At 59.2% G+C, this 13,890-nt stretch carries 13 protein-coding genes and 1 pseudogene; 9 read left to right on the top strand and 5 right to left on the bottom strand.

Annotated features, from left to right (window positions below; genetic code table 11):
* Positions 1–45 precede the first annotated feature (45 nt).
* The 3 genes from AC1DRN_RS16770 to AC1DRN_RS16780 all read right to left on the bottom strand — a co-directional run bounded on the left by AC1DRN_RS16770 (position 46) and on the right by AC1DRN_RS16780 (position 3,047).
* Complete coding sequence (locus tag AC1DRN_RS16770) at positions 46–1,119, bottom strand: threonine aldolase family protein (protein WP_457266201.1); 1,074 nt, start codon at positions 1,117–1,119, stop codon at positions 46–48.
* Between the two features lie 110 nt (positions 1,120–1,229).
* The gene (locus AC1DRN_RS16775; RefSeq protein WP_223460561.1) at positions 1,230–2,045 is read right to left on the bottom strand and encodes an AraC family transcriptional regulator; all 816 of its coding nucleotides are present in this window, start codon (positions 2,043–2,045) and stop codon (positions 1,230–1,232) included.
* 90 nt (positions 2,046–2,135) lie between these two features.
* A complete protein-coding gene (locus tag AC1DRN_RS16780; RefSeq protein ID WP_457266202.1) occupies positions 2,136–3,047 on the bottom strand; it encodes a LysR family transcriptional regulator in 912 nt (303 codons plus the stop codon).
* A gap of 122 nt (positions 3,048–3,169) precedes the next feature.
* On the opposite strand from AC1DRN_RS16780, the gene AC1DRN_RS16785 reads away from it, so the two are divergent.
* Entirely contained in the window at positions 3,170–4,084 is a 915-nt protein-coding gene (locus AC1DRN_RS16785) for a pirin family protein (RefSeq protein ID WP_457266203.1), read from the top strand.
* A gap of 95 nt (positions 4,085–4,179) precedes the next feature.
* Here the strand turns inward: AC1DRN_RS16785 and AC1DRN_RS16790 are convergent, their stop codons facing one another.
* Complete coding sequence (locus AC1DRN_RS16790; protein WP_223460554.1) at positions 4,180–4,635, bottom strand: glycine zipper 2TM domain-containing protein; 456 nt, start codon at positions 4,633–4,635, stop codon at positions 4,180–4,182.
* Between the two features lie 24 nt (positions 4,636–4,659).
* Here AC1DRN_RS16790 and AC1DRN_RS16795 point away from each other — a divergent pair, with 24 nt between their 5' ends.
* From AC1DRN_RS16795 to AC1DRN_RS16805, 3 genes and pseudogenes are all read left to right on the top strand, one after another.
* Entirely contained in the window at positions 4,660–5,106 is a 447-nt protein-coding gene (locus tag AC1DRN_RS16795) for a transporter substrate-binding domain-containing protein (protein ID WP_457266204.1), read from the top strand.
* A pseudogene (locus AC1DRN_RS16800) lies at positions 5,103–5,945 on the top strand (amino acid ABC transporter permease); the annotation flags it as partial. The gene AC1DRN_RS16795 and the pseudogene AC1DRN_RS16800, both read left to right, overlap by 4 nt.
* 36 nt (positions 5,946–5,981) lie before the next feature.
* Positions 5,982–7,379, top strand: a complete 1,398-nt coding sequence (locus AC1DRN_RS16805) for an LLM class flavin-dependent oxidoreductase (RefSeq protein WP_457266228.1) — start codon at positions 5,982–5,984, stop codon at positions 7,377–7,379.
* A 224-nt stretch (positions 7,380–7,603) separates the two neighbouring features.
* Here the strand turns inward: AC1DRN_RS16805 and AC1DRN_RS16810 are convergent, their stop codons facing one another.
* A complete protein-coding gene (locus tag AC1DRN_RS16810) occupies positions 7,604–8,776 on the bottom strand; it encodes an acetyltransferase domain-containing protein (RefSeq protein WP_457266205.1) in 1,173 nt (390 codons plus the stop codon).
* Between the two features lie 398 nt (positions 8,777–9,174).
* On the opposite strand from AC1DRN_RS16810, the gene AC1DRN_RS16815 reads away from it, so the two are divergent.
* The 5 genes from AC1DRN_RS16815 to AC1DRN_RS16835 all read left to right on the top strand — a co-directional run bounded on the left by AC1DRN_RS16815 (position 9,175) and on the right by AC1DRN_RS16835 (position 13,871).
* On the top strand, positions 9,175–9,342 hold the full coding sequence (locus tag AC1DRN_RS16815; protein WP_223462235.1) for a hypothetical protein: 168 nt from the start codon (positions 9,175–9,177) through the stop codon (positions 9,340–9,342).
* On the top strand, positions 9,335–10,240 hold the full coding sequence (gene ltnD / locus AC1DRN_RS16820; RefSeq protein ID WP_223462236.1) for an L-threonate dehydrogenase: 906 nt from the start codon (positions 9,335–9,337) through the stop codon (positions 10,238–10,240). Before AC1DRN_RS16815 ends, ltnD begins: the two co-directional genes overlap by 8 nt.
* A 10-nt stretch (positions 10,241–10,250) precedes the next feature.
* Entirely contained in the window at positions 10,251–11,549 is a 1,299-nt protein-coding gene (gene otnK, locus AC1DRN_RS16825; protein ID WP_457266206.1) for a 3-oxo-tetronate kinase, read from the top strand.
* An 8-nt stretch (positions 11,550–11,557) separates the two neighbouring features.
* Positions 11,558–12,196, top strand: a complete 639-nt coding sequence (otnC, locus tag AC1DRN_RS16830) for a 3-oxo-tetronate 4-phosphate decarboxylase (RefSeq protein WP_457266207.1) — start codon at positions 11,558–11,560, stop codon at positions 12,194–12,196.
* Between the two features lie 214 nt (positions 12,197–12,410).
* Complete coding sequence (locus AC1DRN_RS16835; RefSeq protein ID WP_457266208.1) at positions 12,411–13,871, top strand: GntT/GntP/DsdX family permease; 1,461 nt, start codon at positions 12,411–12,413, stop codon at positions 13,869–13,871.
* The last annotated feature ends 19 nt before the right edge of the window (positions 13,872–13,890 follow it).

Below are 13,890 nucleotides of genomic sequence, written 5' to 3' on the forward strand. Positions count from 1 at the left end.
AGTCCTGAAGTTTTACGTCTGGGAAATGCGTAGTTTCGCGACCCGTTACTCGTGTACCCGATCAACAGTTCGCCGCGCCTGGTTCAACAGGTGATCAACATCCTCGGCGGTGGTGGCGAACGAGGTGACAAAGCGAACGATGTTGGGTCCCCAGCGATCATGGTAGAAACCGAACCCGGCCTTCAGCAGCGCTTCGATTATTGCCGAGTCCAGGCGACAGAACAGGATGTTCGCCTCGGTGCCGCCGAGCACGTCAACACCGCTCAAACCCCCAAGGCCCTGCGCCAGGCGCTGGGCCGCAGCGTTGGCCTGGCGTGCATTGCGCAGCCAGAGGTCGTCGGTCAGGTACGCATCGATCTGCGCCGAAAGGAAACGCATCTTGGAAAAGAGATGGCCTGCGCGCTTGCGCCGGTAATTCATTTCGGCCGCGAGCGAGGTGTTGAACAGGACGATCGCTTCCGCCGCCAGCGCACCATTCTTCGTGGCACCAAACGACAGGGCATCCACGCCTGCCTTCCACGTCATCTGCGCAGGGGAGCAACCAAGCGACACCAGGGCGTTGGCAAATCGGGAGCCATCCATATGCAATCCCAGGGAAGATGACTTGCAGACGTCACCGATGGCTGCGATTTCGTCCAGGGTGTAGATGCTGCCGACTTCGGTGGCCTGAGTGATGCTGACGCAGGCGGGCTGGGTCGTGTGTACATCGCCGACTTTTTCGCGAGTCCGCTCGCGCAGTCGGACGATATCCAGCTTGGCCGCCGGGCCGTCGACGGTCATCAGCTTCGCACCGTTGGAAAAGAACTCCGGCGCGCCGCATTCATCGTTGTTGATATGACTGGCCGGGTGGCAATAGATGTTGCCCCATGGCGGCGTCATCGCGCTCAGGCACAGGGCGTTGGCGGCGGTGCCGGTGGGCACGAGCAAGACCTCCACTTCACGCTCGAAGATCTCGCAGAACTTGCGCTTGACCTGTTCAGTCAACGCGTCTGTTCCATAGGGGCTCGCCTGGCCCGTGCTGTGTTTGACGATGGATTGTGCCACCTCCGGCGATGCGCCAGCGATGTTGTCACTTGAAAAACCCAGTGCGGGCGGTCTGTTTGTTTCACCGTTCATCATCCAGTTCTCGGCTGCGCAGGCGAAGGTGTTTCGCCCGTATTGGCGCATCCTATGGAGAGGGAAGGTTGCCGCGCTTGTAAAAAATTGACGTTCGCTTGATGGCCGACGGCCTAAGTCCTGTAGCGCGAGGGCGCGACGCCGAATGCCTGTCGAAAGGCGCGGTTGAAATGGCTTTGATCGTAAAAGCCGACGGCGTGGGCGACCTCGATGATCGGTTGCCCGCTACGTGATAGCAGGCCACAAGCCCGTTCTAGACGCAGGCGAAGCAGCCATGCGTGCGGCGTCATGCCGATGGTCCGCTTGAATTGTTTGAGGAACGGGAAGCGACCCAGTCCGCACAATCCAGCGAGATCATCGAGGGTGATTCGCTGATCGATGTGGCTGAAACAATAGTCCCTGACGCGAGACCATTGCAGGGGCGATAGCGTGCCTGTGATCGTTTCGGGTTTGATCGCCCGTGACTGGCTCAACAGGTGTTCAAGGAGGGTGATCCATTGCGTCTGCACCGCGAGGCTGCCGGGTCCGACGGCCTGCTGCATCGCTTCGTGCAACCCGTGCAGGCTGCCGACAACTCCCGTGTCTTCAAGCAACACACTGGTCAACTCAAGCTCTCTCGGTTGACCGCTGATCTCCTCGGTCATACTCGCGACCAGCGCCTGGGACAGACGGAATGTCTTGAGCGTATAGGCGTCGCCGCCCTCGGGCAGACCATCGTGGATTTCACCCGGTGGCATCAGGGCAATACTGCCCGGACCTAAAAGAAACGACTCGCCTTTGGATCGATGACGCTGGATGCCTTCGGTGACAAAGCCAATGTGGAAATCGAGGTGGTAATGGCGATCGAAGCCGGTATCCACAAAGCGTGCGGACCCCAGCACCAGGCCTGGTACTTCGGACACGTGATGGTAATTGGCATGTTCAGTCATGAAACCTGTTCAACAATCGGCGAGGAGGGCGGGGACTGCAAAGTCTAGGGCCACCAGCGGAATAGATCCATGGGCATCGACTGCCGCTCGCTACAGGTGCACCTCTGGTGCGTGCGACGCATTCAACTTCTCGATCACCAGGTCGATGAAGGCCGATACCGCGAGCGGCAACTGTCGGCGGCTTGGATACAGCACGTTCAGGCCATAGCCTTTGGGTTGGTATTGCGCCAGCACCGGGACGAGCACACCGGCCTGAACATCGAGCCTGGCCATCACCGGCGGCAGTAGCGCGATGCCGAGGCCGGCCACGGCGGCCCTGCGCAGTGCCTGTGCGGTATTGCCACTGAAGCGCCCAGTGACTTGCACTTCCTCCTCACCCTGCGGGCCGATCAAGCGCCATGTGGCGTGGCCGCCGGGTTGCGCTGAGATCACACAATCGTGGTTTACCAGGTCCTGCAGCGTGCGGGGTGAGCCGTGCGCGGCAATGTAGGCGGGGCTTGCGACCATTCCGACGCTGCGTGGGTCAAGGATCTGACGGCCGACAAAACCGGAATCGCGCAAGGCGCCGCCGCGAAACGCGACATCGATCTGCTCTGCGATCAAGTCGGCCTTCGCATCGCTGAGTATGAAGTCGAGCCTCACGCGTGGATACGCGGCGAGAAACCCGGTCACCCAGTCCATCTGGAAGAAGTCGAAGAAGTCGGCTGGAGCCGCCACACGCACCAGGCCATTGGGCTCGTTACTACCCGTTATCAACTCCTGTCCGGCTTCGAGCAAACCGTCGACTGCGCCTGCACAACGCTCATGGAAGTCCTGGCCTGCACTGGTGAGTGTGAGCTTGCGGGTGGAGCGTTGTAGCAGCCGAGTGCCGAGGTGTGCTTCGAGCTGCTGGATGCGACGACTCACGGTATTGGGCGGCATTCCCAGCCGTCTCGCCGCCTCTGCAAAGCTGCCGCAGCGGACTACCTGCACAAACATGGCGATGTCATTGAGGTCGAGCATGGCCGTTCATTCCTGTCGATGGTGGACGAGTGCAATCCAATTGTATCGGCTAATCAAGCAATCGGCCCCGATCTATTGTTTGAGGTATCGGGCCGCGAGGCTTCCCAGTTCGAGAGATCATGATGAACCTTCAGCAACAACCTCTCTTCGCGATTGATCCTGGCTGCGCACGCGAACCCGAAACTCACCGCGCAATCAGTTATCGCACCACCGGCAGCGGGCATGGCGCAATTGTCCGGCTGATGAGTCCTTCGGATCTGGGCCATTTGATCAAGCCGTTCGTTTTCCTTGATCTGTTCGAAGGCGAGAGCTCATTCATCAACGGCATGCCAATGCACCCGCACTCGGGAATCGCCACCGTCACCGTCATCACCGAAGGTAATTTGCGCTTCGAGGATGCGGATTCGGGCAAGGGGATGATCGACTACGGCGGTGTCGAATGGATGCGTGCCGGAGGCGGGGTGTGGCACGGCAAGGAAATGTCGGTGGGCACATCGAAACGGATTCAGGGTTTTCAACTGTGGGTTGCACTACCGCCCGAGTTGGAAAACGCCAGTGTCGACAGTCAGTACCTGGAGTCAGGCGTGATGCCTGAAGTCGGGCCGGCGCGGTTGATTCTCGGCACCTACCAGGGTGTCCAGAGCCCGGTCCGTGCTCCTGCCGGAATGAATTACCTGTTGGTCACACTACGTGCCGGGGAATCCTGGACTTATGTTCCACCTGGAGAACATGAGTCGTTGTGGTTGAGCGTCAGCCGCGGCGCTTTGTCCGCACCAGGCCTGGTCAACGCAGGAGAGATGGCCATCTTCGAACCCGGCAACGGCGCCGTGACGCTCAAGGCGCTGCAACAAGATACGGTCTTCGTGATCGGCTCAGCCATACCTCATCCCTATGATCTGGCGCTGGGAAATTACTCGGTGCACACCAACCCGCAAGCCTTGCGTGCGGGAGAGGCGAAAATTGCCGAGATTGGCGTTCGGTTGCGTGAGTACCTGAAAAAGCCCAGCGGGTCAGCCAGCGTACCGGTATTCAAGTAGCCCATGATCCTTGACCCATGGCCGCGCGCCATTCGAGTCAGGATTGCGCGCAGTCATGGATCATGGGGCGGCTGTACAATGTCCAGTCGCCGCCCTTAACTTTGCGGCACCACCCGCGCTTCGTTTCCGGCACCCTCGACATAAACGTTCATGCCATTTTTCAGCCCCGGGTTGATCGGCTGGGTCACCTGAACCAGTACGCCGCTATGGGTGCGAACGATGATCTGCTGTGCGTCCACGGGCTGATCATATTTTTTCTTTTCGGCGTAATTGCCGCCCGCCGCGCCAGCGAGGGCACCGGCGACCATCGCCACATCCCGGCCGGTACCGTGGCCGATCAGGCTTCCCAGGGCCAGACCGCCAATACCCCCCATGATGGCGCCGACACCGCTATCGTGATTGGTCTGCATCTGGGTCTGTGTAATCTGCTCGATTTTCCCCGAACGAATCTCCATCTCGCCAGCGCCTCCGCTCCCGGCGCCGACCGCGGCACAGCCGCCAAGCACAAGACCAAAAAGCGTAATCGTCAGCCAGGAAGCGATAGTTTTCATCGTCAAACTCCATTTTCAGAGGAAGTGGATCATGCAAACGCATCCACTCACGTTAGACGAAAATGCCTGATTCGCTCGGTTGTTTGGCTGCGCAAAGCGCTTGCCACGAAGGGGCTGCGGTGCAAGCGCCTGGACCGCTCGATCCGATATAGCTTGAACGTAGTCGCATATTCCATAAATGAAGTACAAGCTATTTTTATAGTGCGTTTTAATCTATTCAGTATTTTGAATCGATTGGAGCACTTGTCTGTGAAAACTAAGGCGTTTTTACCTTTTGGCTTGGCATTACTGGCTACATGCTCGACGGCTTTCGCTGGTGCCACGCTGTATGCGGAGCCCAACGTGGTAGCGATCGAAAAGGGCGATCCGCAATGGAATGCCAAAGTCACTGAGGTCGTCACCCAGCTCAAGGCCGATGGCACCTTAAGCAAGATTTCACAGAAGTGGATCGGTGCCGATATCAGCCAATGACAGCCCTCAAACCACACCCGGCCAAGGCGACTGTCGCCCCCGAAACCGAGACGCGTCGTTTCAGCCAGCTAGTTGGTTTTCGCACTCGCCTGTATTTGACCTGGACGGTGCTGTTCGGCCTGTGCGTCGTGTTTTTCATGAGCTTCGATCTGAAGTTCTCGATCATTGTGCAGAAGTTGCCCAATCTGGTCGGCCTGCATTTGGGGCCTGACGGTTTCTTGCAGGGCGCCGCGCTGACGCTGTTCTTGTGCTTCTGTTCGATCTGGCTTTCGTCGCTCCTTGGCTTTGTGACGGCGCTGGCGCGCCTGTCTCGCAGTGCGGTGGCTTTCGGCATTGCCAGTTTCTATGCGTCTTTTTTTTGCGGTACTCCGCTGCTGATTCAAATTCTGCTGATCTACCTGGGTCTGCCGCAGTTGGGTGTGGTTCCTGGCGCCATCAGCGCGGGGATCATCGCGCTATCGCTCAATTATGGTGCCTACCTCAGCGAGATCTTTCGAGCCGGCATCATCGCTGTGGCACCCGGGCAGCGCGAAGCGGCGATGGCTCTGGGGCTGGGGCCGGCGGCAACTTTCCTGCACATCGTCCTGCCGCAAGCCATGCGCACGATCATTCCACCGACAACCAGTCAGTTCATTTCAATGCTCAAGGACTCATCGTTGATATCGGTGATGGGCGTCTGGGAAGTGATGTTCCTGGCGCAGTCATACGGTCGCTCGTCCTACCGCTACATCGAAATGCTCACCACCGCAGCCGTTATCTACTGGCTCCTGTCCATTGGACTGGAGTTGATACAGAACCGTCTTGAACGCCACTACGGCAAAGGTTTCAAGCATCAGCGCGGACCCATCCTTTTAATGACTTTTACAGGTACTACGATGTCCGATCCAAAACCTCTGTTGTTTGCGTTATACGAGCAAGCCAGTGTTGGCTGTGGCGGCGCGCCAAGCCTCTGGACGCACCCGGCTGACGAACGACTGACCATCAACTCCCTGGGCTACTGGTCGAACCTGGCACGCATCGCCGACCAGGCCCATCTCGACATGCTGTTTTTTGGTGATGTGCTGGGTTTCTACGATGTGTTTGGCGGTAATGCCGACGCGGCGATGAAGTGGGCGGTGGAAGCACCGGCCAACGATCCGTTGATGATCATTCCGGCATTGGCTGCGGTGACAGAAAACCTGGCTTTCGGCGTCACTGTCACCACCAGTTACGAGCATCCTTTCACCCATGCCCGGCGCTTCAGCACACTGGATCACCTGACTAATGGCCGGGTCGGGTGGAACATCGTTACCTCCTACCTGACCAGTGCCGCTCGCAACTTCGGCCTGGAGCAGATGATCAAGCACGATGATCGCTATGAACGCGCAGATGAATTTCTCGATGTGGTTTACAAGCTCTGGGAAGGCAGCTGGGCAAATGACGCTGTGGTTGCCGACAAGTCTCGCCAGGTCTATGCCAAGGGCGATCGCGTGCGCCCGATCAATCATGTCGGCGAGCATTACCGGGTGGCCGGGCCGCATTTGACGTCCCCGTCACCGCAACGTACACCCTTGCTGATCCAGGCCGGTTGGTCAGGCCGTGGTCGCGAGTTTGCGGCCAAGCACGCCGAACTGATTTTCATCGCCAAGTCCAACCCGCTGGAAATTCGCCAGGGCTTGGAAGATATATGGACGCAGGCCAGGGCACGGGGTCGTCACGCCGATGATGTCAAATCACTGACGGTACTGCGCATCGTCACGGCCAGGACCGAGATCGAAGCCCAACGCAAATATGACGAACTGCAAAGCAACTACCACTTGCAGGCGCAACTGGTCAGTTATGCCGGTGATACCGGTATCGACATCAGCCGCTACGCGGACGGCGACGCGTTGTCGACTCACACCGAAGGCATGACCTCCTATGTGATGCGTCCCGATGGCAGTGGCAAGCCCTTGACCGCCGGCGATGTCAAACAGCGCTTTGCCAACGTCACCCGGGGCAGCGATCTGATTCTGGTGGGAACGCCGCAACAAGTGGCCGATCGCATCGAAGAGCACGCCCGTATTTCCGGCACCAGCGGCTACATGCTCAACCCGCTGATCAGCCCAGGCAGCCTCGAAGACTTCGTTGAACTGGTCATTCCTGAACTGCAAAAACGTGGCTTGTATCGTACCCGGCCACAGAGCGGTACTTTCCGTTCGCGGTTACGGGACGATGGTGCCAACCATTTACCGGATTCTGCCTACGGAGCCTCATTCCGCTTTGATAAAGGTTTTCAGGGCGGGGCATCTTGAAAAAAGGGTCTCCAGGGGCTAATGCCAGTCAGTTAAGCGTTTGAACACCGCAAACCTTGTGGGAGCGAGCTTGCTCGCGATGNNNNTGCTCGCGATGACGGTTGGACAGTCACACAAGGGGTGCCTGACAGTCCGCCATCGCGAGCAAGCTCGCTCCCACAAGGTCCGGGGCTTAACTGACAGGCACTACTCTCCAGGCGCCCCTTTTTGACCACATGTCCTGATCAGAAATATTTGAGCCATCCGATATCGCGACGGCGTGCCTTCAATGCCGCGAACCAGCGCACGGGTAAATACAGGGATAAAGCCAGGATCACCGCCGTCAGCCACACAGCCCAAATGCTGTCGAAGCCGAAAAAAATCCCCCGGTTCAATCCGAACAACGCCACGCTGACCAGATACAGCGCCTTGAGTACGTAAAGGTGGAGCAAGTAGAAGAACATCGGCGCCGCGCCAAACACTGCCAATGCATTGACCCACTGGCGTTGTTGAGCCCGTTCCAGGGCACGAAGCAGTAACAGGCCCATGCCCAAGGTCAGCGAAAGGAACAGCAGGGAAGGTGGATATTTTGTGATGTTGAAGAAACTCATGAGGGTTTGTGTGAGGCCTTCATGGGCGACCCAATGCACCTCGCCATAACCGTTGACTGCACGCAGTGCGACAAATCCGATCAATGTCCCGGCCCCTGCAACTAGCAGAGCACGTTGACGCTCCGCAGCCAAAACCTGGCCAGCGAACCAAGGGCCGATACTGTATCCAAGAGCGATCACACCGATCCACGGCAGTACAGGATAAGAGGTGCGCAGACGCAAGCCGTCGGAGAATCCGATCCAGCCGCGATCATGCAGAATCGCCCAAGGTATATGCATTGGCGAGCCCGTCGCGAAGTGCACATCATCCAGCAGATTGTGCCCGGCCACGATCACCAGACCCAGGCAGCACAGAATGGGCCTGGGTAACCAGACCAGTCCGGCCAGGGCAATCATGCAGATGCCAATGGCCCAGATCACTTGCATGTAAATTGCCGTAGGTGGGAACTGAAATGTCCAGGCGAAATTCACCAGGGTGAACTCCAGCAGTACCAGGAACAGACCGCGCTTGAACAAAAAGGCTGACACATCGCCCTTGCCCTGGTGCTTTTGGCCATACAGGTAAGCGGAAAGTCCAGTGAGCAGTATGAAAACCGGCGCACACAAATGGGCAAGTGTGCGGCTGAAAAATAGCGCCGGCTCAGTGGACTCAATGTCCATCGGGTCTGCTACCTGACGGTGCAAAAAGAACGTTTCGCGCACGTGATCCAGCAGCATAAGCAGGATTACCAATCCCCTCAGGGCATCAATGGACAGCAGGCGTTGGTTCAAGCGTGTGATGGGTGGGATGTGAGTAGAAATTGTCATCGAATGTCGCAAGCAGGGAGTGAAGGGGCGTGCCAGGGGCGACTGACAGCGTATATGCTCACATGTTATAACATATCGCTATCACCAAAAGCGACCGCTTGATTGTGTGATAGCTGGTCACCACAGAGTACCCGCCGGCGGAACTTTCGCGCCTCGCCTCATCCTGAATCACATCCCGGTGTTCGACCATCACACCGCCCTCGGAACGCAGGATATCGACCACGACCCAGTTCGCCGGCTGGCCGAGGCCAGTGAAGCATCTCTTCTTTTCTGCATGGCGAAAGCCGTGTTAAAAAATGTTATGTGAAAAAAATACTTCACATAATCTGATCACTGGTAGATGATCTTCATCAGCCGGTATGACAACCTGATAACACGACAAAAACAGGATTGCCTTGATGTTCGATGAGATCCCGACTCACGTCCTGAACGACAGCGCCCCTCATGTGGTTGATTCGCCCGGTGCTGATTCTGTCTGTCGAAACCGTATCTACAACGCGGCCAATATTTGCGCCTTGCAGGCGTGGAAGCAGTCGCTGCTTTCCTCTGGAGTACCCCATGAATAACAAGAATGTCGGTGTGGTCGGTCTGGGCGCGATGGGGCTGGGCATTGCCCGCTCGTTGTTGCGCAGCGGTTTCAATGTGCATGCCTGTGATGTGCGCACTGCCGTAACAGAGCAGTTCGCCGGGGAGGGCGGTGTGGCTTGCCTGTCACCGTCGCACATGGCCGCTGAGTGTGACGTGGTCATTACCGTGGTGGTCAACGCCGAGCAGACCGAGACCGTATTGTTTGGTGAGGGTGGGGCCGTGGCCTCTCTGCGGCCGGGCAGCCTGGTGATCGGCTGCGCCACAGTCGCTCCGACTTACGCCGTGGATCTTGGTCAGCGCCTGGCCGCGTTGGGCCTGCTGTATCTGGATGCACCGATTTCCGGTGGCGCGGCCAAGGCTGCCGCTGGCGAGATGACCATGATGACCTCGGGCCCGGCCGACGCCTATATCAAGGCTGAGTCGATCCTGGCGGGTATGGCCGGCAAGGTGTATCGCCTGGGTGACGTCCATGGCCTTGGTTCAAAGGTCAAGATCATCAACCAGCTTCTGGCGGGTGTACATATTGCCGCTTCTGCCGAAGCCATGGCGCTGGGCCTGCGTGAAGGGGTCGATGCCGATGCGCTGTACGAAGTGATCACCCACAGCGCCGGTAATTCCTGGATGTTCGAAAACCGCGTGCCGCACATACTCAAGGCTGACTACACGCCGTTGTCCGCGGTAGATATTTTCGTCAAGGACCTGGGCCTGGTGCTGGATACCGCCCGGGCCAGCAAATTCCCTCTGCCGCTGTCGGCCACCGCTCACCAGATGTTCATGCAGGCCTCCAGTGCCGGCTTCGGTCGTGAGGACGACTCGGCGGTGATCAAGATTTTCCCGGGCATCGAATTGCCGACTGCCAAGCCTGAGCCTGTTTGAGGAACACCCCATGACTACCTCCACCGCACGCCCGCTTTTGGGCTGCATCGCCGACGATTTCACCGGCGCCACGGACCTTGCCAACATGCTGGTGCGCGGCGGTATGCGCACCGTGCAAAGCATTGGCATCCCGAGCGCGGAAGTGGCTGCCGGGCTTGATGCCGATGCGATCGTCATTGCCCTGAAGTCGCGCACCACACCGGTCGCCGAAGCAGTCGAGCAGTCCCTCGCTGCGATGGCATGGCTGCGCGAGCAAGGCTGCGAGCAGATCTTTTTCAAATATTGCTCGACGTTCGACTCCACCGCGGCCGGCAATATCGGCCAGGTCAGCGAAGCACTGCTGGCCGCACTGGGTAGCGACTTTACCCTGGCGTGCCCGGCATTCCCGGAGAATGGCCGGACGATCTTTCGCGGTCACTTGTTTGTGCAGGATCAGTTGCTCAGCGAGTCGGGCATGCAAAACCACCCGCTGACGCCGATGACCGATGCCAACCTGGTTCGCGTGCTGCAATCGCAAACCCGCCTGAATGTCGGCCTGTTGCGCTACGACACCATTGCCCGCGGCACAGAGCAGGTGCGGGCGCGCATCGCAGAGCTGAGGGCTCAAGGTGTCGGCATGGCCATCGCCGATGCCTTGTCGGACGGCGATCTGTACACCCTCGGTGCCGCCTGCGCCGATCTGCCGCTGTTGACGGGTGGTTCGGGGCTGGCCCTGGGCCTGCCGGAAAACTTCCGTCGCGCCGGCAAACTGCGCGATCTCGACGCCTCGAAACTTCCGGCGGTGTCCGGCGGGGAAGTGGTGTTGGCCGGCAGTGCTTCGATCGCCACCAATGGGCAAGTGGCCGCCTGGCTCGAAGCCGGCCGGCCGGCTTTGCGGATTGATCCGTTGGCCTTGGCGGCGGGGGAACCGGTGGTGGCGCAAGCCTTGGCCTTTGCCCGTGATAACGAGCAAACCGTATTGATCTACGCCACCAGCTCACCGGATGAGGTCAAGTTGGTGCAACAGCAACTGGGCGTCGAGCAGGCCGGTAGCCTGGTGGAAAACGCCTTTGGCGAAATTGCCCAGGGTCTGCGCCAGAGCGGCGTGCGCCGTTTCGTGATCGCCGGCGGAGAAACCTCGGGCGCTGTGGTTCAGGCACTGGGCGTGCAGCTGCTGCAAATCGGCGCGCAGATCGATCCGGGTGTACCGGCGACTGTCAGCAATACCGACGAACCTTTAGCGCTGGCTCTCAAGTCGGGCAACTTCGGTGGCCGGGATTTCTTCAGTAAAGCCTTGAACCAACTCGCCCGGGCCGGGGGTGCACAATGAGCTGCGCAATGAGCGACGAGAACGCCCTGCGCGAAGAAATCTGTGAGGTTGGCCGCAGCCTTTACGAGCGCGGATACACCGTTGGCAGCGCCGGCAATATCAGCGCGCGCCTGGATGACGGCTGGTTGATCACGCCGACGGACGTCTGCCTCGGGCGCCTCGATCCGGCGACCATCGCCAAGGTCAATCTGGCCGGCGAATGGGTGTCCGGCGACAAGCCTTCGAAGACCCTTGCGTTGCATCGCCAGGTCTATGACCGCAACCCGAATGTCGGCGGCGTGGTGCATACCCACTCCACCCATCTGGTGGCGTTGACGCTCGCAGGTGTCTGGCAGGCGAACGACATTTTGCCGCCGCTGACGCCATATCAGGTCATGAAAGTCGGACATATCCCGTTGATTGCCTACCAGCGACCCGGTTCGCCGAAGGTTGCCGAACAGGTCGCGCAACTGGCCAACAGTGTTCGCGGCGTGATGCTCGAACGGCTTGGGCCAGTGGTCTGGGAGAGTTCGGTCTCCAGGGCCAGCTACGCCCTGGAAGAGCTCGAGGAAACCGCGCGACTCTGGCTGATGAGCAATCCCAAGCCGGAACCGCTGAATCAGGCGGCGCTGGACGAACTGCGAGAGACCTTCGGTGCGCACTGGTAGAGCGCTGAATTCTTTTAAAACGATAGAACACGATAGAACACGACAGATCGATAACACAGGCACTGCCCGGGAGACGCACAGGGACTCTCGACGGCCCCGGCTTGCCTGAAAAAACAATAACAACAGGAAATCCAGGTATGACTCACCTTCACTGCGGCATGTTCAGATCCATTGGCTGTACTCTTTCATTTACCCGGCGTGGAGGGTTTGTGAAATGAGCCCGTTAATCCTGATGATTACTGCCGGGGTGGGCATCGCGCTGTTGTTGTTCCTGGTGCTCAAGTACAAGTTCCAGCCCTTCGTGGCGTTGATGCTGGTGAGCATTCTGGTGGCGCTGGTGGCCGGGGTGAAACCGGCGGATCTGGTCGCCACCATCGAAGGCGGCATGGGCAAGACCCTGGGCCATATCGCCATCATCATTGCCCTGGGTGCGATGATCGGTCGGATCATCGAGCTCTCCGGCGGTGCCGAGGCGCTGGCCAAGACCCTGATTACCCGTTTCGGCAACCGGCGTACGCCCCTGGCGTTGACGATTGCCGGTTTCATGGTCGGGGTACCGGTGTTCTTCGAAGTGGGCGTGATCATCCTGATGCCGCTGGCCTATGGTGTTGCCCGAAGTGCGCGTAAGCCGCTGTTGGTGTTTGCGCTGCCGATGTGCGCGGCCTTGTTGACTGTCCACGCCTTTCTGCCGCCACACCCGGGCGCAGTGGCCGCCGCCAGTCAATTGGGTGCGGACCTGGGCCGCGTGCTGATGTTCGGTCTGCCGCTCACCGCATTCCTTTGCTATGTCGGCTACCGCGTGGCCGGGCGCATGACCCGTCGGGTGTATCCAATGACCGACGATATTCGTGCGGAAGTCTATGGCCCGCATGTCACCAACGAGGATCTGGTCGCCTGGTCCAACGGCAACGACAAGAGCGCTGAGCGAGCGGCTGAAGCCGTATCACACATGGGCCTGGAAGAGTCCGTCAGCAGCATCGTTTCCAAGTTGCCGCCAGCGCCGGCACCAGGGTTTGGCCTGATCGTCAGCCTGATCGCGCTACCGATCATTCTGATTCTGCTGGGGACTCTGTCCACCTCGTTGCTGCCTGCCGAATCGGTCCTGCGCGGCATCATGACCGTGCTCGGCGCACCGCTGGTGGCGCTGCTGATCGACACCTTGCTGTGTGCCTGGCTGCTGGGTTCGCGTCGGGGCTGGAGCCGCACTCAGGTGTCTGACGTGATCGGTTCGGCCTTGCCCGGTGTGGCCATGGTGATTCTGATTGCCGGTGCCGGCGGTGTGTTCGGCAAGGTGCTGGTGGACACCGGAATCGGTGCCGTGGTCTCCGATATGCTGCGCACCACCGGTCTGCCGGTTCTGGCCCTGGGCTTTCTGCTGACCATGCTACTACGCGCAGTGCAGGGATCGACCACGGTGGCGCTGGTGACCACTGCCGGCATCATCAGCCCGCTGATTGCGACCCTCAATCTCACCCCGAACCACATGGCCCTGCTGTGCCTGGCCATGGGCGGTGGCGGGTTGGCCATGTCCCATATCAATGACGCCGGTTACTGGATCTTCACCAAGCTGGCGGGGCTGAATGTGGCCGACGGTTTGCGCACCTGGACGGTATTGACCACCTTGCTCGGCACCTTGGGTTTCTGTATTACCCTGTTGATCTGGCCTTTTGTCTAACCCTTTATCTCAGGAGCTA

It is taken from the genome of Pseudomonas sp. P5_B3, assembly GCF_056400405.1.